Origin of the sequence: Buchnera aphidicola (Chaetosiphella stipae setosa) (assembly GCF_964059095.1) — a bacterium.
Lineage (GTDB): Bacteria > Pseudomonadota > Gammaproteobacteria > Enterobacterales > Enterobacteriaceae > Buchnera_J > Buchnera_J aphidicola_BP.
In genome coordinates, this window is record NZ_OZ060394.1 from 384,897 (window position 1) to 404,146 (window position 19,250).

Genomic DNA, 19,250 nt, shown 5'->3' on the forward strand with positions numbered 1-19,250 from the left:
CTTACCTTTACATGAAAATAATATAATTCTGAAATTAAATGTTAATTTTTAATTTTTTTTTTAAAAACATATAAAATATCTCTTAAAAAGATATTTAAAAAAAATATATTTTAAAAATTTTCATTCTAAAATAAAATTTATGAATTTGTTTAAAAATAAAATACTAAAAATAATTACATTAACCTTTTTAAAAAACTTTTTTTTAAAAAATATATTTAAGAATCTTATTAAATAGATGAAATATAATTTTAAAATAAATAAAAAATTTTGTTTAAATTTAATAGCCTGGAAATGTCCTACTCTCACACAGGGATACCCTGCACTACCATCGGCGTTATAACGTTTCACTTCTGAGTTCGGAATGGTTTCAGGTGGTTCCATTACACTATTTTCACCAGACTATTAAAAAATTTTTATACTATATTATTTTGAAATTTTACAAAATATTAATATATAAAAATTTTTAATAAAAAACGGTAATAAGAATTTCTTTTGTAAAGAATTATTTTTTTTTAAAACACCTCTGGTGTTGTAAGGTTAAGTCTCTCGGGTAATTAGTACTAGTTAGCTAAACACATTACTGTGCGTACACATCTAGCCTATCTACGTCGTAGTCTTCAACGTCCCTTCAGTAAACTTATAAATAAGTTTCAGGGAAGATTAATCTTGGGGTAAGTTTCGTGTTTAGATGCTTTCAACACTTATCTTTTCCGTATATAGCTACCGGGCAATGCCATTGGCATGACAACCCGAACACCAGTGATACGTCCACTTCGGTCCTCTCGTACTAGAAATAGATCCCCTCAATCTTCCAACGCCCACGGCAGATAGGGACCGAACTGTCTCACGACGTTCTAAACCCAGCTCGCGTACCACTTTAAATGGCGAACAGCCATACCCTTGGGACCTGCTTCAGCCCCAGGATGTGATGAGCCGACATCGAGGTGCCAAACACCGCCGTCGATATGAACTCTTGGGCGGTATTAGCCTGTTATCCCCGGAGTACCTTTTATCTGTTGAGCGATGGCCATTCCATTCAGAACCACCGGATCACTAAGACCTGCTTTCGCATCTGATCGCGTCATCACGCTCTCAGTTAAACTGGCTTATGCCTTTGCACTAAAATTACGATTTCCAACCGTAACTAGCCAATCTTTGTACTCCTCCGTTACTCTTTAGGAGGAGACCGCCCCAGTCAAACTACCCACCAGACATTGTCTCCATACCGGTTTACGGTACTAGGTTAGAATATTAATATTTCAAGGGTGGTATTTCACTTTCGACTCCACTAATGCTGGCGCATTAGATTCAATGCCTCCCACCTATTCTACACATGAAATATCAATATTCAATGTCAAGCTATAGTAAAGGTTCACGGGGTCTTTCCGTCTTGCCGCGGGTACACTGCATCTTCACAGCGATTTCAATTTCACTGAGTCCCAGGTGGAGACAGTCTAGCCATCATTACGCCATTCGTGCAGGTCGGAACTTACCCGACAAGGAATTTCGCTACCTTAGGACCGTTATAGTTACGGCCGCCGTTTACCGGGGCTTCATTTCAAAGCTTCAAACGTTAATTTTAACCTTTTCATTTAACCTTCCGGCACCGGGCAGGCGTCACACCGTATACTTCCATTTTCATGTTTGCACAGTGCTGTGTTTTTAATAAACAGTTGCAGCTAGCTGGTATCTTCGACTAACTTCAGCTTAAGGAGTAAATCCTCTTACTTACGAGTTAGCGTGCCTTCTCCCGAAGTTACGGCACCATTTTGCCTAGTTCCTTCACCTGGGTTCTCTCAAGCGCTTTAGTATACTCTACCTAACTACCTGTGTCGGTTTGTGGTACGATTTGAATTTATCTGATGCTTAGAGAATTTTCCTGGAAACATGGTATCAATTACTTCGTTACCGTAATAACTCGTCATCACGCCTTAACTTAACAAATATTCGGATTTTCCTAAATATTTACGTCTACACGCTTAAACCAAGACAACCGTCGCTTGGATAATCTAACCTTTTTCGTCCTCCCTTCGCAATAAATTCAAGCACAGGAATATTAACCTGTTGTCCATCGACTACGCTTTTCAGCCTCGCCTTAGGGGTCGGCTTACCCTGCCTCGATTAACGTTGGACAGGAAACCTTAGTTTTTCAGCGAGCAGGTTTCTCACCTGCTTTATCGTTACTCATGTCAGCATTCGCACTTCTGATTCCTCCAATGCACTTTACAATGCATCTTCAACGGTTTACAGAACGCTCCTCTACCCAGTAAAAAATCTACTGCCGCAGCTTCGGTATATAGTTTAGCCCCGTTAAATCTTCCGCGCAAGCCGACTTGACCAGTGAGCTATTACGCTTTCTTTAAATGATGGCTGCTTCTAAGCCAACATCCTGGCTGTTTTTGCCTTCTCACATCGTTTCCCACTTAACTATAATTTTGGGACCTTAGCTGGCGGTCTGGGTTGTTTCCCTTTCCACAACGAACGTTAGCACCCGCTGTGTGTCTCCCGTGATAGCATTCTACGGTATTCGGAGTTTGCATCAGCCTGGTAAGTCAGTATGACCCCCATAACGGAAACAGTGCTCTACCCCCGTAGATGAATTCACGAGGCGCTACCTAAATAGCTTTCGAGGAGAACCAGCTATCTCCCGGTTTGATTGGCCTTTCACCCCTAACCATAGGTCATCCGCTGATTTTTCAACATCAGTCGGTTCGGTCCTCCAGTTAGTTTTACCTAACTTTCAACCTGCCCGTGGCTAGATCACCGGGTTTCGGGTCTGTACCCTGAAACTATATAGCCCATTTCAGACTCGGTTTCCCTTCGGCTCCCTTTTAAATTTCAGTTAACCTTGCTACAGAGTACAAGTCGCTGACCCATTATACAAAAGGTACGCAGTCACTCTAAAAAATTGAGCTTCTACTGCTTGTACGTACACGGTTTCAGGATCTATTTCACTCCCCTAACAGGGGTTCTTTTCGCCTTTCCCTCACGGTACTAGTTCACTATCGGTCAGTCAGGAGTATTTAGCCTTAGAGGATGGTCCCCCTATCTTCAAACAAGATTTCTCGTGTCTCGTTCTACTTTTCGAGTATATTATATATTTTTTTTCATATACGGGGCTTTCACCTTGTATCGCTAATTTTTCCAAAATTATTCTATTAAAAAATATATAATATTTTTACTCTGGGCTTTTCCCTTTTCGCTCGCCACTACTATGGGAATCTCAATTGATTTCTTTTCCTCAAGGTACTTAGATGTTTCAGTTCCCTTGGTTTGCTTTATTTATCTATATATTCAATAAATAATATCATATAAAAATATGATAGGTTTCCCCATTCGGAAATCGTCGGCTAATAACGTTTCTTATCAACTTACCGGCGCTTTTCGCAGATTAGCACGTCCTTCATCGCCTCTGACTGCCAAGGCATCCACCATGTACGCTTAATTCTACTTAACCTTACAACCCACAGGTGTCTTTACTTTAATAAATCTTAAAGATTCTTATTCCGAATTTTAAAAGAACTAAAAAAATATTTTTATGAAAATTTTTTTAAAAATTTATTATATCATAATATTTAATAAATAAAAAACATTTATTTAATAATTTTGTCCCCTAGGGGAATTGAACCCCTGTTGCCGCCGTGAAAGGGCAGTGTCCTAGACCGCTAGACGAAGGGGACATTTCAAAAAAAAATAAAAAATAATTTTATCAAAAAAATTTAAAAAAATCTTTGAAAAAAAAACTCTTTATATTTAACCATCTTACATATTCAAAAAAAAAGAGTCAAGTATTTTTAAAAATTTCAAATAGAAAAAACGTAAAATAAAAATTTTATACAAAAAATATTAATAATAAAAAATTTATTTAATAAAAAAATTATTTCTCTAAAAAATTAAATACTTCTTTTGTATTTGGAAATATTTTTTTCCATAAAAAAAAAGAATGAGCTGCTTGATTGATTAACATTCCTATACCGTTAAAAACTTTTTTTGCTCCATTTTTTTTACAAAAATTCATAAAAAAAGTATCTTTCTTTCCATAAAACATATCATAGTAAATTACTTCTTTAGAAATTAAATTACTAGGAATTAAAGGACAAACATTAAATACACTAGTTGAAGTTGCATTAATCACTATATGATAATTATTTTTTTTTAACTGATTTATTGGAATAGAAAAAATATTTCCAAATTTCTTAAATTTCTTTGATAAATATTGAGCTTTAGAAAAAGTTCGATTTGTAATATATATATTACATTCAAATTCTAATAAAGGATGTAAAATTCCACGAGCTGCTCCACCAGCTCCTAATATTAAAACATTAAAATTTTTTTTTATCAAATTTTGAAATAATAAATCTGATAAAAATCCTACACCATCAGTATTATCTCCTAAAAGAAAATTTTTATCATATTTTTTAATTGTATTAATAGAACCAGCTATACGAGCACGTTTAGTAATAGAATTACATAATAAAAAAACTTTTTCTTTAAAAGGAAGCGTAATATTAGCTCCTTTTCCACCTTTTTGAAAAAAAGAAAGGATTTCATTTATAAAATTTTCTTTTGAAGCACATATCTTGACATAATTTTCATGAAAACCATATTTTTTAAAAAAAAAATTATGTATTTCAGGTGATTTACTGTGAGAAATAGGATTTCCAAAAACAGCATAACAATTCTTTTTAGATGCGTTTTTCACAAAAATTACTCCAATTAAAAAAAATAATAATTATTAAAATTTTTAATATTTTTAAATCTCTTTGAAAAAAATGATAATAAAATTATATTTATAGAAAATTTCTATAAATTTATTTTTTTAAGAATAAAAAATAGAAATATTTTTTCTATGAAAAAATTAATTGATAAAATATTTTTTTCTTAAAAAAAACAAAAAATATTTTAAAAATATTCTTTTTTATAAATTTTTGTATAAAAAAATATATTTTTTAATAATTACTTGACAATAATGTGAAATTTTTTCTAAAATTTCTATTTTAGAATAAATTATTTTTAAAAAGATTCTATATGAAAAATATAGTTTTAAAATAAAAATTTATTATTTTTAAAAAAAATTGAAAAAAAATTTCTAATAATCAATCCAGTAAAAATATTTTTATGTCTGTTAAAAATATGTATATATGTATTTATATTTTACAAAAATAAACATTAAAAAAATGAAAAAATTAAAAATACTAAAATACCCTGACAAAAAATTAAGAAAAATTGCAAAACCAGTAAAAAGATTTGATCAAAATTTACAAAATTTAGTTCAAGAAATGTTAAAAATTATGTATAAAAAAAAAGGAATTGGATTAGCTGCAACTCAAGTAAATATACCACTACAGATAATAGTAATAGATAAAATTTCTGATTTAAAAAAACCAATAATCCTGATTAATCCAAAAATTAAAAAAAAATTTGGTAAAATTCTTAAAATAAAAGAAGGTTGTTTATCTATTCCAATATATGAATATATCACGTATTCTAGAAAAAAATACATTACAATAAAATACTATAACATCTATGGAGAAAAATTTTTTTTAAATGCAAAAAATATCCTCTCTTTATGTATTCAACATGAAATAGATCATTTAAAAGGAAAATTATTTATCGATTATTTATCTCCTTTAAAAAAAAACCGTATTAATAAAAAATTAATAAAATAAATATTTAATATAATGAAAAAAATAAAAATAATATTTGCAGGAACAAATAAATTTTCTGCAATACATTTAAACGAGTTAATACTAAAAAAATTTAATATTCTTTACGTGTTAACAAAACCAGATAAAAAATTTGGACGAGGTAAAAAAAAAAAATACTCGGAAGTTAAAAAAGTTACTTTAAAAAACAATCTTCCAATTCTTCAACCAAAATCACTACATTCTAAAAAAATATATAATCTCTTATTTACAAAAAAACCAGATATGATGATTGTTGTATCTTATGGTTTTATCATTCCTAAAAATATAATCAATCTTTTCTCTTTAGGATGCATTAATATACATACATCTTTATTACCTCATTTTAGAGGTCCTTCACCAATACAATCTGCAATTTTGTCTGGAGTCAAAAAAACTGGAATTACTATTATTCAAATAAATGATAAAATTGATTCTGGAGATATTTTATATAAAAAATCTTTAAAAATTAAAACTCAAGATACTTATAAAAGTTTAAAGAAAAAACTGTCTCAAATGGGAAAAAATTTATTAATCAAATTTCTAAAAATTTTTTTAAATAAAAAAATTAAAAAAATTAAACAAATAGAATCACAAGCGACATACACTAAAATAATAAATAAAAAAGATGGATTAATCAATTGGAATACAAATGCAATAAAAATAGAAAGAAAAATTCGTGCTTTTAACCCATGGCCTAGTTCATATTTTTTTATAAAAAAAAATATAATTAAAGTATGGCAAGCAAAAGTCATTCAATCTACTATTCAAGATATTCCAGGAAAAATTATTCAATATAATAAAAAAGGAATATTTGTATGCACAAAAAAAAATTTAATACAATTAATTGAACTACAATTTCCAGGAAAAAAAAAAAATAAAATTAAAAATATAATTAATTCTTATAAAGATTTATTCAAAGTAGGAAAAATTTTAAATTAAATTTTTATTAAAAAACAGAACGGCAAAAATGCCGTTTGTTTTTTTTTGTTTTTTTTTNNTTTTTTTTTGAAAATATTTTATTTTTTAGTTTCTAAATAAATATTTTTATTTTTTATATTTTTTCTATCTACTAAAAAAACATATGCCATAGGAGATTTGTCACCATATCTAAATCCACATTTAATAATTTTAATATATCCTCCTAATCTTTCTAAAAAAAATGGACCTAAATCTTTAAAAAGTTTATGAACAATATAATTATTCCGAATTTTAGAAAAAATTAATCTTCTATTAGATAAATTATCTATTTTTGATCTCGTAATAATAGGTTCAACAATTCTCCTTAATTCTTTCGATTTAGCTAAAGTAGTTTTAATTTTTTCATATAATAACAATGAACAAATTAAATTATTAAACATAGATTTTAAATGACTACCTTTTCTATTTAATTTAAGACCAACTTTTTTATGACGCATAATTTTTATTATCCCTTTTCTTCAAAAAATATTTTATTTTTCTGTAATACTTTTTGGTGGCCAATTATCTAATTTAGTCCCTAAAGATAAACCCCGAGCAGCTAAAATATCTTTTATTTCTGTTAATGATTTTTTTCCAAGATTTGGAGTTTTTAATAAATCTACTTCAGTTTTTTGTACTAAATCTCCAATATAATGTATAGATTCTGTTTTTAAACAATTTGCAGATCGTACAGTTAATTCTAAATCATCTACAGGTTTTAATAAAATAAGATCAAATTCAGGTTTTACTACTTTCTCTATCGGTTCACAAATATCTTTTAAATCAACAAAAGCTGCTAACTGATCTGACAAAATAGTAGCTGCTTTTCTAATTGATTCTTCTGGATCAATTGTTCCGTTTGTTTCTAATTCTATAATTAATTTATCTAAATCTGTTCTCTGTTTTACTCGTGCAGATTCAACAATATAAGAAATTCTTTCAATAGGACTATAACAAGCGTCAATAAATAATCTTCCAATATTATTTTCTTTTTTCTCATTAATTAAACGAGATGAAGCAGGAGAATATCCTCTTCCTCTTTGAACTTTTATTTTCATATTAATAGAAGAATTAATATCTGTTAAATGACAAATGTTATGATCTAATTTGACAATTTCTACACTAGAATCACATTTAATATCAGAAGCTGTAACTTGACACACTCCTTTCTTTTCTATAATTAAATTTGCTGAATTTTTCCCATGAATATTAACAGATAAATCTTTTAAATTTAATAAAATCTCAAGAATATCTTCTTTGATTCCATCTTTATTACTATATTCATGTAAAATTCCGTCTATTTCCACTTCCGTAACAGCACAACCCGGTAAAGATGATAAAAGAATTCTACGAAGAGCATTTCCTAAAGTATGACCAAATCCACGTTCTAAAGGTTCCAAAGTTACTTTGGCATGAGTGATACTAAACTTTTTAATATCAACTAAACTTGGTTTTAAAAAATTCATGAATGAACCAGACATCATTTAACCTTTTAAAATTAATTATTTAGAATAAAGTTCTACAATTAAATGCTCATTAATTTCAGAAGACAATTCTGAACGATCAGGTGTTCGTTTAAATATTCCAGTCATTTGAGAAATATTCACATCTATCCAGGAAACTTTTTCTTTTTGTTCAGAAAGTTCTAAAGCAGCTTTAATACGTAAATATTTTTGAAATTTTTCTCGAACTTTAATAATATCGTTTGAAAATACTTGATATGAAGGAATATTAACAATTTTGTCATTAACAGAAATATATTTATGACTTACTAATTGTCTAGCTTCTGCTCTTGTTGTACTAAAACCCATTCTATAAACAACATTATCTAATCTATTCTCTAATAACTGTAATAATTTTTCCCCAGTATTTCCTTGAGATTTCGAAGCTAATTTATAATATTTTCGAAATTGTTTTTCTAAAATCCCATATAAACGACGTACTTTTTGTTTTTCTCGTAATTGTAATCCATAATCCGATAATCTTTGTTTTCTTGAACCATGTTGTCCCGGTAAATGATCTATTTTACATTTGGATCCAATATTTCTTAACCCAGATTTTAAATATAAATCTGTTCCTTCTCTACGACTTAATTTTAATTTTGGACCTAAGTATTTAGCCATATTTTTTTATACCTTTCATAAAAAATTAAACTCTTCTTTTTTTAGGAGGTCTACATCCATTATGAGGTATAGGAGTGACATCTGTAATATTTGTAATACGAAAACCAGCTGTATTTAATGCTCGTATTGTAGATTCTCTTCCTGGTCCAGGTCCTTTAACCATTACCTCTAAATTTTTTAAACCATAATCTTTAATTTTTTCAACACATTTTTCTGCTGCAACTTGTGCGGCAAAAGGAGTGGATTTTCGAGAACCTCTAAATCCTGATCCACCAGAAGTAGCCCATCCTAAAGAATTTCCTTGTTTATCAGTTATTGTAACTATAGTATTGTTAAAAGAAGCATAAATATGTGCGATTCCATCTGTTATTTTTTTTTTAATACGTCTTTTAATACGAATTTTTTTTTTTGGCATATAATTTTCCTAAATTATTTTTTTATTAATTTACGAGGTCCTTTTCTAGTACGAGCGTTAGTTTTTGTACGTTGTCCACGAACCGGTAATTTCCTACGATGACGAAATCCTCTATAACATCCTAGATCTATTAAACGTTTAATACTTAAAATTTTTGTTCTTCTTAAATCACCTTCTATAACAAATTTTAAAACTGCAGATCTTAACATAGAAATTTGATCTTCTGTTAATTCTTGAATTTTTAAAGATTCAGAAATATTTAAATTTCTACATATTAATTTAGCACGCGATTTGCCAATACCATAAATATATGTTAAAGAAATGACAGTACGTTTTTGATCAGGAATATTAATTCCTGCAATACGAGCCAATTTAAACTCCTTATTTATAAATCATAAAAATTAGTAATAAATTATAATTAAAATTTATCCTTGTCTTTGTTTATGTTTGGGATTATTACTACATATAACACGCATTACATTTCTTCTACGTATAATTTTACAATTTCTACACAATTTTTTAATAGAAGTTCGAACTTTCATATTTTCTTTTACTCATATCAAATAAATTTTTTATAAATTTAAATTTGCTCTTTTAAAAGAAGATTCATATTGTTTTGACATCAATAAAGTTTGTATTTGCGTAATTAAATCTATAACTACTACAACAACTATTAATAAAGATGTTCCTCCAAAATAAAAAGGTACATTCATTTCTCTACGCATGAACTCCGGAATTAAACATATCAATACAATATAAATCGCGTTTATACATGTTAATTTAAACATAATTTTTTTTATATAATTAGAAGTATTTTCTCCAGGCCTAATACCTTGAATAAATGCTCCTGATTTTTTTAAATTATTAGATGTTTCTCTAGAATTAAAAGCTAAATTAGTATAAAAAAAACAGAAAAAAATTATAGAAACTGCGTAAAGAAACATGTAAACTGGTGTTCCAGGTTGTAAATTATCAAAAACAATATTAAAAATATTCATAGAATATTTATTATATCCTTTCAACCAAGAAGAAATAGTCAATGGAAATAAAATAATACTAGATGAAAAAATTGCCGGAATTACTCCAGACATATTAATTTTCAAAGGTAAATGCGAAGTTTGCAAAAAATATATTTTATTTCTTTGTCGTTGATTAGAGTAATAAATAGGTATTCTACGTTGACTTCTTTCTATAAAGACTACTAAAAAAATAGTAAAAAAAATCAAAATCAATACTAATAAAAATATAAAAAAATTTAACTTTCCTGCAATTAACTCTGATATAGTATCCAAAACAGCAACAGGTAAATGAGCGACAATTCCAGAAAAAATCATTACAGAAATACCATTTCCTATACCATTTTCTGTAATTAAATCACCTAACCAAATTAAAAATATTGTACCGGTAACTAAACTAGTAATTGCAGTTATATAAAAACATGAATCTAATTCATAAACTAAATCTTTTATTCCTGGAATATTTTTTAAACTGAATACAATTCCTGAAGCTTGTATAAGAGCAATTATTAAAGTTAAATATTTTGTATATTGATTAATTTTAATACGACCAACTTCACCATCTTTTTTTAAATTCTTCCATGCAGGATATATAAATGTTAATAATTGTATAATAATTGAAGAAGAAATATATGGCATAATTCCTAAAGAAAAAATAGAAGCTCTACTTAATGCTCCACCAGAAAACATATTCAACATGTCAAAAACAGTTCCAGATTGATGATTTAATAATTTAGTTAACTTAAAAATATCAATTCCAGGAATAGGAATAAAAGACCCTAATCGAAAAATTATTAAAGAAAAAGTTAAAAATAAAACTCTATCTTTTATATCAGAAAAATTTGATCTTATATTCTTCAAACTTAATTCTAAATTAATTTTATCCATTTTATTATTTTAATCCTCAATTTTTCCTCCGCAAGATTCAATAATTACACGTGCTCCTTTTGTCACAGAAATTCCTTTAATAATAATTGGAATATTAATCATTCCAGAAGAAATAACTTTAACATTTCTTATAGATTCATTAATAATATTACTTTTTATCAATTTCTTAAAATCAACAATTTCATTTTTTTTAAACAAAGATAACTCAGATAATCTGACTTCTTTTTGATATTTTTTTTTACGAGAAATAAAACCAAATTTTGGAATTCTTCTATAAAATGGAGTTTGTCCGCCCTCAAAACCTTTACGAATACTACTTCCGGTTCTGGATTTTTGTCCTTTATGTCCTCTACCAGAAGTTTTTCCTAAACCAGAACCTATTCCTCTACCTAAACGTTTTTTTTTTTTATTTCTACAACATTTAAAAACAGTATTTAAATACATAAAAACCTCGTTTATCTTACTTCTAAAATATAAAATATTTTTCTTATCATTCCTTGAATTGACTTATTTTTCGGTCTTTTAACAACGTGATTAATATGACGTAAACCTAAACCTTTCAAAATTAATTTGTGTTTAGGAAGTATTCCGATACTACTTTTAATTTGTTTAATAATAAAAAATTTTTCCATTTGTATTTACTCAAATATTTCTTTAATAGATTTATTTCTTTTTTTAGCAATATCTCTTGGAGATTTCATACATAATAATCCATTAATAGTCGCTCTAACAACATTAATTGGATTTGTTGAACCATAAGTTTTTGCTAAAACATTTTGAACGCCAGCTACTTCAAAAACAGCTCTCATAGCTCCACCTGCAATAATTCCTGTTCCTTCAGATGCTGGTTTCATAAATATTTTTGAACTAGTATAAGATGCTTGAATAGGATATTGTAAAGTTTTATTTACTATTTTAAAACTAATCATATTACGCCTAGCTTTTTCCATAGCTTTTTGAATTGCAAATGGAACTTCCCTAGCTTTTCCATATCCAAATCCTACTTTTCCATTTTTATTCCCTACAACAGTTAACGCTGTAAAAGAAAAAATTCTCCCTCCTTTAACAGTTTTTGAAACCCTATTTACAGTAATTAATTTTTCTTGTAATTCTCCAACATTTTTTTTTTCAATATTATTAACCATATAATAATTTTACCTTAGAACTGAAGTCCAAATTTACGCGCAGAATTAGCTAATGATTGTATTCTGCCATGATATTTAAATCCAGAACGATCAAAAGACACTTTTTTAATTCCTTTTTTTAAAGCTCTTTGCGCTATTATTTTTCCAATAATTTTAGAAGATTTTTTATTTCCAGTATACTTTAACTGATTTCTAACACTTTTATCTAAAGTAGATGCATGTGCTAATATAGAAAAATTATTTTCAGAAATAATTTGAGCATATATATGACGAGAAGTACGATGTACAACTAAACGTATAGAACGAGATCTTTTTAATTTTGAACGAATTCTTAAAGATCTTTTTTTACGCATAATATTTCTATTTTGAATCGTCTTCATTATTTTTTCTTTGCCTCTTTAGTTTTAACAAATTCATTTAAATAACGTATTCCTTTTCCTTTATATGCATCAGGCTTACGATAACTTCTTAAATTCGCTGAAACTTGACCAACTAACTGTTTATCTATTCCATGAACAATAATTTCTGTTTGAGATTTTAATTGTGCTGATACTCCTAGTGGAAGAATATATACAATATTATGAGAATACCCTAATGACATAACAATTTTTTTCTGGCCTTCCAAAGAAAATCGATATCCTACTCCAACTAAATTTAACTGTTTAAAAAATCCGCTAGTAACTCCAATAATCATTGAATTAACTAAAGAACGAGTAGTTCCAGCATGCATCCACCCTTTTTTAGAAGAAATTCTAGACTTAAAAGAAAGAATATTATTTTTATAAAAAATTTCAACTAAACGATGTAAAATACGTTTTAATCTTCCTTTTTCTCCTTTTACAATTATTTTTTTCTTATCAATTTTCACAATAACATTATCAGGAACAATAATGGAACGCTTAGCAATTCTAGACATTCTTTCCCCTAATTAATTTACGAAACATAACAAATAATTTCACCGCCAACACCTTTTTTTTTCGCTTCTTTATCAGATAAAATTCCTTTTGAAGTAGAAATAATTGCAATCCCTAAACCGTTCATAACACTCGGTATATGATCTTTATTTTTATATACTCTTAAACCAGGTTTACTCACTCTTACAATTTGTTCTATAACTGGTTTTCCTTCAAAATATTTTAAAAAAATTTCTAAATACGGTTTTAAAGATTTTTTTGATAAAATTTGTTTAATATAACCTTCTCTTTGTAATAATATAGCAATTTCTTGTTTAAAATAAGAAAATGGAATCTTAACAGAAATTTTTTTAGCAAACTGACCGTTTTTAATTCTCACAAACATATCTGCTATAGGATCCTGCATACTCATAATATATTTCCTAATATATAATTATAAAAAAATATTTTACCAACTAGATTTTCTTAAACCTGGAATTTCTCCTCTCATTGCTGCTTCTCTTAATTTAATCCGACTTAAACCAAATTTTCTTAAAAATCCATGTGGTCTTCCAGTCAAAGAGCAGCGATTTCTTTTACGAGAAGAACTAGAATCTCTAGGTAATTTTTGTAATTCAAAAACAGCCTTCAAACGTTCTTCTTTTGATAATTTTAAATTCAGAATTACAGACTTTAAATACATTCTTTTTTTATAAAATTTTTTTACTAAATACGTTCTTTTACACTCTCTTGCTTTGACTGATTTCTTTGTCATAGAAAATAAATCCTTATACAATTATTTTCGAAAAGGAAAATTAAATCTAGATAATAAAAATAAAGATTCTTCATTAGATCTTGAAGTAGTGACAATTGTAATATTAAAGCCTCGAATATGATCAATTTTTTCATAATCAATTTCAGGAAAAATTATTTGTTCTTTAATTCCAAGAGTATAATTTCCAAATCCATCAAAAGATTTTTTTGAAAAACCTCGAAAATCTCTAATTCTCGGAATAGCAATATTAATTAATTTATTTAAAAAATGCCATTTCCTTAAACCACGTAATGTAACCTTACATCCAATTGCATATCCCTTTCTAATTTTAAACCCTGAAATAGACTTTTTAGCTTGAGTTATACAAGGTTTTTGTCCAGAAATTAAAGTCAAATCAGAAATTGCACAATCTAATCTTTTTTTATTAGAAAACGCATCACCTACACCTATATTTAAAGAAATTTTTTCTATCTTAGGTACTTGCATAATAGAAGTGTAATTAAATTTTTCCAAAAATTCTGGAATAATTTTTTTTTTATAAAAACTTAACATATCTTTCATTTCTATATTCCAATTACTCTATTAAAAGATTATTAGATTTGAAAAAACGTACTTTTTTACCATTTTCAAATCTAAATCCTATTTTATCAGGTTTTTTAGTCTGAGGATTTAAAATAGCTATATTAGAAATATGAATATAAGATTCTTTTTCTAAAATACCACCTTTTTGCTTTTGTGAAGGAATCGGTTTTTGATGTTTTTTAACAATATTAATTCCTTCTACAATAACTTTTTTTTTTAAAAAAACTTTTTTGATAATTCCAATTTTTTTTTTATCCTTCCCTGTTATAACAATCACTTTATCATTTAAACGAATCTTAGAAGCCATTTTTTTATCCTTAAAATTTAATCTTTTTATAAAACTTCAGGAGCTAAAGATATAATTTTCATAAATTTTTCTACTCGTAATTCACGTGTTACTGGACCAAAAATACGAGTTCCAATAGGTTGTTCATTATTATTCAAAACAACGCAAGAATTACTATCAAATCTAATTACAGATCCATCTATTCTTCTAATACCTTTCTTTGTTCGTACAATCACAGCTTTTAAAACCTCTCCTTTTTTTACCTTTCCTCGAGGAGTAGCTTCTTTAACAGCAATTTTTATAACATCTCCAATATTTGCATATCTCTTTTTTGAACCACCTAAAACTTTAATGCACATTACAGAACGAGCACCAGAATTATCTGCAGCATTTAATATCGTTTGTTCTTGAATCATATATATAAAAACCTTATATTATTTTATAATAATAAAAAAACTTTCTAAACAAAAATTTTTTAAAAAATATTTTTCTTGATCACTTCAACTAAAATCCATGATTTTGTTTTAGAAATCGGACGACATTCTCTTACCAAAACTTTATCACCAACAGAACATTGATTTTTTTCATCATGTACATGTAACTTCGTTCTTTTTTTAATAAATTTTTTATATATTGGATGTTTAATAAATCTTTCAATAATAACTGTAATAGTTTTTTTCATAGAATTACTTTTTACATATCCTTGTAAAAATTTACTTTTTTCTGACATATCTTTTTTCCTGTTCAGCTAACAAAGTTTTTATAATAGCTATTTTTCTTCTATTTTTTTTTAATAAATGAGTATTTTGTAATTTTTTAGAAAAAAATTGCATTTTTAAATTAAATTTTTCTCTTAACAAACTTATTAATTCTACATGTAAATCTTGAAGTGTTTTTTTTCTCAATTCATTTAATTTCATACATTTTCCATTTTTAAAACAAACATCGTTTTCACTGGTAATTTTGCTGATGCTAATTTTAAAGCAGATCGAGCAAGATCTTCTGAAACTCCACTTAATTCATATATTATTTTTCCTGGTTTTACCAAAGAAACCCAATATTCTACATTTCCTTTCCCTTTTCCCATTCTTACTTCTATCGGTTTTTGAGTGATAGGTTTATCCGGAAAAACACATATTCTTAATACTCCAACTCTTTTAAGAAATCCAACAATAGATTTTCTACCTGCTTCAATCTGAGAAACAGTAATACGACCACGCGTAATTGCTTTTAATCCAAATGGAGAAAAAAGTAAACACGAACTTAAAGACATTCCTCTATTTCTTCCTTTATGCATCTTTTGATATTTACTTTTTCTAGGAATTAATTTAACCATAAAATAATTTCCTTATTTAACGTGTTCTTTTATTTTTTTTTATATTTTCTTGAAATTTGACATTTGTTTCACTTTTTGGCATACCCCCTAAAATTTCTCCTTTAAATATCCAAACTTTCACACCAACAACGCCATATGTTGTATGAGCTTCTAAAGAACTATATTCAATATCTGCTCTTAAAGTATGTAATGGAACACGACCTTCTCTTTGCCACTCTGTTCTAGCTATTTCTGCTCCACCTAATCTTCCACTAATTTCTACTTTTATCCCTTCTGCTCCATGTCTCATAGAATTTTGAATAGCTCTCTTCATTGCTCTTCGAAACATCACTCTTCTTTCTAACTGTGAAACAATATTATCAGCAACTAATTTTGCATCTAATTCAGGTTTCCTAATCTCGGAAATTGTTATTTGAGATCGTACTTTAGAAATATGAGATACAACTTTTCTTAAATTTTCTATATCTTCCCCTTTTTTTCCAATTACAATTCCAGGTCTTGCAGTATGTATGATTATTTTAATAAATTTCGGAGATCTCTCAATAATAATTTTTGATACTGAAGCACGAGATAATTTTTTCATTAAAAATTGACGTACTTGATAATCATTGTTTAAATAACTAGAAAAATTTTTACTGTTAGAAAACCATATTGAATTCCACTTTTTTATAATTCCTAATCGCATACCGTTCGGATGTACTTTTTGCCCCATAATTATATGTCTCCAACATTATCAATCTGATAATACAACTTTAATATGACTAGTGCGTTTTAATATCTGATCTGCTTTGCCTTTAGCTCTAGGCATCATTCTTTTCATTGTTGGGCCTTGATCTACTAAAATTTCACTTACTTTAAGTAAATCAATATCCATTCCATAATTATTTTCTGCATTAGAAAGTGCAGATTCTAATACTTTTCTAATAAGTAATGACGCTTTTTTATTAGAAAAATTTAATATATTTATTGCTTGATCAACTTTTTTTCCACGAACTAAATTTGCGATTAAACGTAATTTTTGAGCAGAAGAACGAACTTTTTTACATTTAGCTAAAACTTTCAAATTTCTATCTCCATTTTTATAAAAAATTAACGTTTCTTAATTTTTCTATCAGCAACATGACCTCTATAAGTTCTTGTAATAGAAAATTCACCTAACTTATGACCTACCATTTCTTCTGTAATAAAAACAGGAATATGTCTTTTCCCATTATGAACTAAAATAGTAAAACCAATCATATTTGGAAAAATAGTGGATCTTCTTGACCAAGTTTTAATAGGTTTTTTATTTTTTTGAGAACGAAATAATTCTATTTTTTTAAACAAACTTTTATCAATATAAGGCCCTTTTTTTAAAGAACGAGGCATTTTCTTTTCCTATTTTAAACTATCGTTTACGAAAACGAATAATAAATTTCTTTGTTCTTTTATTTTTTCTTGTTTTTTTTCCTTTCGTTGAAACTCCCCAAGGAGTGACAGGATGTTTCCCAAAATTTTTTCCCTCTCCACCACCATGTGGGTGATCTACAGGATTCATAGCTGTCCCACGTACAGTCGGTCTAATTCCTTTCCAACGAGAAACCCCCGCTTTTCCAAAAACTTTCAACATATGTTCAGAATTACCCACTTCACCAATAGTTGCCCTACAAATAGATAAAATTTTTCTAATTTCTCCAGATCGCATACGAACGCTAATATATTTTTCCTCTTTTGAAATTATTTGTAAATAACTCCCAGCAGAACGAGCAAGTTGACCACCTTTTCCCGGTTTTAATTCTACATTATGAATCAAGGAACCCACAGGAATATTCTTCATTGGTAAAGAATTACCTATTTTAATTTCAACAAAATCTCCAGAACAAACAGTATCACCTACTTGAATTCCTTTGGGAGCTAAAATATAACTATAAGAACCATCTTTATATAATATTAAAGCAATATGTGAAGAACGATTTGGATCATATTCTAAACGTATGACATTTGCTAAAATATTATCTTTATTTCGTTTAAAATCAATAATACGATATGCTCTTTTATGACCACCACCTATATGACGAGTTGTTATTCTACCTTGATTATTTCTACCTCCATTTTTATTATTCTTTTTTAATAACTTATAAAAAGGTTTACCTTTATGTAAAAAAGAGTGTACAACTTTAATAACATGACGACGCCCTGGAGAAGTAGGTTTACATTTAACAATTGTCATAAATAAAATTTCTCTAATTTATTTAAAATTAATTATTTAAAAAATCTAAATTTTGATTTGGTTGTAAAAAAACATAAGCTTTTTTCCAATTTTTTTTTATAATAATATCTTTTCCTTTACGTTTTTTTTTACCTTTAACATTCAAAATATTTACTTTTCTTACTTTTAATTGAAACATTTTTATCACAGATAATTTTATTTCACGCTTAGTAGAATTTTTAGAAACTTTCAAAACAAGAATGTTATTTTTACCTTTACATCCATTAGATTTTTCAGAAATATGAAAAGAAAATATTGTCTGAAATAAAAACTCTTGATTAATCATGAAAACTTTTCCTCAAGATTTTTTAAAGCTGATAAAGTCATTAAAATATTTTCATATTTTAATAACATCACAGGATTAACAAAATTTACTCCTACTGCTTTTACTTGATATAAATTTCTCGATGCTAATAATAACTTTTTAGATAAATTTTTTTGTATAATTGCTACACTATTATTAATATGAAACTTTTTTAATTTTTTTATTAAATGTTTCGTTTTAGGAAAATTTAAATCAAAATTTTTAAAAACAATCAAACGTTTTTGAACAACTAATTTAGAAAAAATACATTTCATTGCACCACGATACATTTTTTTATTAATTTTTTGAAAATAATTTCTTTTTTTTGCAGCAAAAGTCACTCCCCCGGAACGCCAAAGAGGACTTCTAATAGAACCCACACGTGCTCTACCTGTACCTTTTTGACGCCAAGGTTTTTTCCCTGATCCAGAAACTTCCGAACGACTTTTTTGTGCTTTATTTCCTTGTCTTTTAGAAATTAAATAAGACTTTAAAACTTGATTAACTAAAAATTCATTAAAACTACATTTAAAAATTAACTCAGAAACTCTAATCAATTCCTTTGTATCTTGTAATTTTACTTCCATTTTGTATT

The 19,250-nt window shown here is 27.5% G+C and carries 29 protein-coding genes, 1 tRNA gene and 2 rRNA genes; 2 read left to right on the plus strand and 30 right to left on the minus strand.

What is annotated here, in order from left to right:
• Positions 1 to 283: 283 nt before the first annotated feature.
• The 4 genes from rrf to aroE all read right to left on the minus strand — a co-directional run bounded on the left by rrf (position 284) and on the right by aroE (position 4,702).
• Positions 284 to 399 (minus strand): 5S ribosomal RNA (rrf, locus tag AB4W52_RS01735).
• A 134-nt stretch (positions 400 to 533) separates the two neighbouring features.
• Positions 534 to 3,457: ribosomal RNA gene (locus AB4W52_RS01740) — 23S ribosomal RNA — on the minus strand.
• A gap of 150 nt (positions 3,458 to 3,607) precedes the next feature.
• Positions 3,608 to 3,680, minus strand: a tRNA-Glu gene (locus AB4W52_RS01745).
• Positions 3,681 to 3,877: 197 nt separating this feature from the next.
• Entirely contained in the window at positions 3,878 to 4,702 is an 825-nt protein-coding gene (gene aroE / locus AB4W52_RS01750) for a shikimate dehydrogenase (protein ID WP_367675234.1), read from the minus strand.
• Between the two features lie 475 nt (positions 4,703 to 5,177).
• Here aroE and def point away from each other — a divergent pair, with 475 nt between their 5' ends.
• The gene (gene def, locus AB4W52_RS01755) at positions 5,178 to 5,669 is read left to right on the plus strand and encodes a peptide deformylase (RefSeq protein ID WP_367675235.1); all 492 of its coding nucleotides are present in this window, start codon (positions 5,178 to 5,180) and stop codon (positions 5,667 to 5,669) included.
• A gap of 12 nt (positions 5,670 to 5,681) precedes the next feature.
• Positions 5,682 to 6,626 (plus strand): methionyl-tRNA formyltransferase, encoded by a 945-nt coding sequence (gene fmt, locus AB4W52_RS01760; protein ID WP_367675236.1) that lies wholly within the window; start codon positions 5,682 to 5,684, stop codon positions 6,624 to 6,626.
• Positions 6,627 to 6,703: 77 nt separating this feature from the next.
• Here fmt and rplQ read toward each other — a convergent pair whose 3' ends face one another.
• The 26 genes from rplQ to rplD are packed head-to-tail and all read right to left on the minus strand — an operon-like array spanning position 6,704 to position 19,242.
• Complete coding sequence (rplQ, locus tag AB4W52_RS01765) at positions 6,704 to 7,102, minus strand: 50S ribosomal protein L17 (protein ID WP_367675237.1); 399 nt, start codon at positions 7,100 to 7,102, stop codon at positions 6,704 to 6,706.
• A gap of 33 nt (positions 7,103 to 7,135) precedes the next feature.
• Positions 7,136 to 8,125, minus strand: a complete 990-nt coding sequence (gene rpoA, locus AB4W52_RS01770; protein WP_367675238.1) for a DNA-directed RNA polymerase subunit alpha — start codon at positions 8,123 to 8,125, stop codon at positions 7,136 to 7,138.
• Positions 8,126 to 8,146: 21 nt separating this feature from the next.
• Positions 8,147 to 8,767, minus strand: a complete 621-nt coding sequence (gene rpsD, locus AB4W52_RS01775) for a 30S ribosomal protein S4 (protein WP_367675239.1) — start codon at positions 8,765 to 8,767, stop codon at positions 8,147 to 8,149.
• A gap of 25 nt (positions 8,768 to 8,792) precedes the next feature.
• On the minus strand, positions 8,793 to 9,182 hold the full coding sequence (gene rpsK / locus AB4W52_RS01780; RefSeq protein ID WP_367675240.1) for a 30S ribosomal protein S11: 390 nt from the start codon (positions 9,180 to 9,182) through the stop codon (positions 8,793 to 8,795).
• 14 nt (positions 9,183 to 9,196) lie between these two features.
• Complete coding sequence (rpsM, locus tag AB4W52_RS01785; protein ID WP_367675241.1) at positions 9,197 to 9,553, minus strand: 30S ribosomal protein S13; 357 nt, start codon at positions 9,551 to 9,553, stop codon at positions 9,197 to 9,199.
• A gap of 54 nt (positions 9,554 to 9,607) precedes the next feature.
• Complete coding sequence (rpmJ, locus tag AB4W52_RS01790) at positions 9,608 to 9,724, minus strand: 50S ribosomal protein L36 (RefSeq protein ID WP_367675242.1); 117 nt, start codon at positions 9,722 to 9,724, stop codon at positions 9,608 to 9,610.
• A 30-nt stretch (positions 9,725 to 9,754) separates the two neighbouring features.
• Positions 9,755 to 11,086, minus strand: coding sequence for a preprotein translocase subunit SecY (gene secY, locus AB4W52_RS01795; RefSeq protein WP_367675243.1), 1,332 nt, complete (start codon positions 11,084 to 11,086; stop codon positions 9,755 to 9,757).
• A gap of 9 nt (positions 11,087 to 11,095) precedes the next feature.
• Entirely contained in the window at positions 11,096 to 11,530 is a 435-nt protein-coding gene (rplO, locus tag AB4W52_RS01800) for a 50S ribosomal protein L15 (protein WP_367675244.1), read from the minus strand.
• A gap of 11 nt (positions 11,531 to 11,541) precedes the next feature.
• Positions 11,542 to 11,718, minus strand: coding sequence for a 50S ribosomal protein L30 (rpmD, locus tag AB4W52_RS01805; RefSeq protein WP_367675245.1), 177 nt, complete (start codon positions 11,716 to 11,718; stop codon positions 11,542 to 11,544).
• A 6-nt stretch (positions 11,719 to 11,724) separates the two neighbouring features.
• Complete coding sequence (gene rpsE / locus AB4W52_RS01810; protein WP_367675246.1) at positions 11,725 to 12,231, minus strand: 30S ribosomal protein S5; 507 nt, start codon at positions 12,229 to 12,231, stop codon at positions 11,725 to 11,727.
• A gap of 14 nt (positions 12,232 to 12,245) precedes the next feature.
• On the minus strand, positions 12,246 to 12,614 hold the full coding sequence (gene rplR / locus AB4W52_RS01815) for a 50S ribosomal protein L18 (protein ID WP_367675500.1): 369 nt from the start codon (positions 12,612 to 12,614) through the stop codon (positions 12,246 to 12,248).
• Positions 12,611 to 13,147: a 50S ribosomal protein L6 gene (gene rplF, locus AB4W52_RS01820; RefSeq protein WP_367675247.1), complete on the minus strand. Its 537-nt coding sequence runs from the start codon at positions 13,145 to 13,147 to the stop codon at positions 12,611 to 12,613. Before rplF ends, rplR begins: the two co-directional genes overlap by 4 nt.
• A gap of 17 nt (positions 13,148 to 13,164) precedes the next feature.
• On the minus strand, positions 13,165 to 13,557 hold the full coding sequence (gene rpsH, locus AB4W52_RS01825; RefSeq protein ID WP_367675248.1) for a 30S ribosomal protein S8: 393 nt from the start codon (positions 13,555 to 13,557) through the stop codon (positions 13,165 to 13,167).
• A gap of 36 nt (positions 13,558 to 13,593) precedes the next feature.
• Complete coding sequence (gene rpsN, locus AB4W52_RS01830; RefSeq protein WP_367675249.1) at positions 13,594 to 13,899, minus strand: 30S ribosomal protein S14; 306 nt, start codon at positions 13,897 to 13,899, stop codon at positions 13,594 to 13,596.
• Between the two features lie 21 nt (positions 13,900 to 13,920).
• Positions 13,921 to 14,460: a 50S ribosomal protein L5 gene (gene rplE, locus AB4W52_RS01835; protein WP_367675250.1), complete on the minus strand. Its 540-nt coding sequence runs from the start codon at positions 14,458 to 14,460 to the stop codon at positions 13,921 to 13,923.
• Between the two features lie 13 nt (positions 14,461 to 14,473).
• Positions 14,474 to 14,788, minus strand: coding sequence for a 50S ribosomal protein L24 (gene rplX / locus AB4W52_RS01840; RefSeq protein ID WP_367675251.1), 315 nt, complete (start codon positions 14,786 to 14,788; stop codon positions 14,474 to 14,476).
• A gap of 26 nt (positions 14,789 to 14,814) precedes the next feature.
• Positions 14,815 to 15,183 carry a 50S ribosomal protein L14 gene (rplN, locus tag AB4W52_RS01845; RefSeq protein WP_367675252.1) on the minus strand — a complete coding sequence of 123 codons (369 nt, stop codon included), beginning with the start codon at positions 15,181 to 15,183 and terminating at the stop codon, positions 14,815 to 14,817.
• Between the two features lie 59 nt (positions 15,184 to 15,242).
• Complete coding sequence (rpsQ, locus tag AB4W52_RS01850) at positions 15,243 to 15,497, minus strand: 30S ribosomal protein S17 (protein ID WP_367675253.1); 255 nt, start codon at positions 15,495 to 15,497, stop codon at positions 15,243 to 15,245.
• Positions 15,481 to 15,687, minus strand: a complete 207-nt coding sequence (gene rpmC / locus AB4W52_RS01855; protein ID WP_367675254.1) for a 50S ribosomal protein L29 — start codon at positions 15,685 to 15,687, stop codon at positions 15,481 to 15,483. The genes rpsQ and rpmC overlap by 17 nt, the downstream gene beginning before the upstream one ends.
• Positions 15,684 to 16,103, minus strand: a complete 420-nt coding sequence (rplP, locus tag AB4W52_RS01860) for a 50S ribosomal protein L16 (protein WP_367675255.1) — start codon at positions 16,101 to 16,103, stop codon at positions 15,684 to 15,686. Before rplP ends, rpmC begins: the two co-directional genes overlap by 4 nt.
• A 16-nt stretch (positions 16,104 to 16,119) precedes the next feature.
• Positions 16,120 to 16,815, minus strand: coding sequence for a 30S ribosomal protein S3 (gene rpsC / locus AB4W52_RS01865; RefSeq protein ID WP_367675256.1), 696 nt, complete (start codon positions 16,813 to 16,815; stop codon positions 16,120 to 16,122).
• 21 nt (positions 16,816 to 16,836) lie between these two features.
• Complete coding sequence (gene rplV, locus AB4W52_RS01870; protein ID WP_367675257.1) at positions 16,837 to 17,166, minus strand: 50S ribosomal protein L22; 330 nt, start codon at positions 17,164 to 17,166, stop codon at positions 16,837 to 16,839.
• Positions 17,167 to 17,192: 26 nt separating this feature from the next.
• Complete coding sequence (gene rpsS / locus AB4W52_RS01875; protein ID WP_367675258.1) at positions 17,193 to 17,471, minus strand: 30S ribosomal protein S19; 279 nt, start codon at positions 17,469 to 17,471, stop codon at positions 17,193 to 17,195.
• Between the two features lie 19 nt (positions 17,472 to 17,490).
• Positions 17,491 to 18,312: a 50S ribosomal protein L2 gene (rplB, locus tag AB4W52_RS01880; RefSeq protein WP_367675259.1), complete on the minus strand. Its 822-nt coding sequence runs from the start codon at positions 18,310 to 18,312 to the stop codon at positions 17,491 to 17,493.
• 28 nt (positions 18,313 to 18,340) lie between these two features.
• The gene (locus AB4W52_RS01885) at positions 18,341 to 18,637 is read right to left on the minus strand and encodes a 50S ribosomal protein L23 (RefSeq protein ID WP_367675260.1); all 297 of its coding nucleotides are present in this window, start codon (positions 18,635 to 18,637) and stop codon (positions 18,341 to 18,343) included.
• The gene (gene rplD, locus AB4W52_RS01890) at positions 18,634 to 19,242 is read right to left on the minus strand and encodes a 50S ribosomal protein L4 (RefSeq protein WP_367675261.1); all 609 of its coding nucleotides are present in this window, start codon (positions 19,240 to 19,242) and stop codon (positions 18,634 to 18,636) included. Before rplD ends, AB4W52_RS01885 begins: the two co-directional genes overlap by 4 nt.
• Positions 19,243 to 19,250 lie beyond the last annotated feature (8 nt).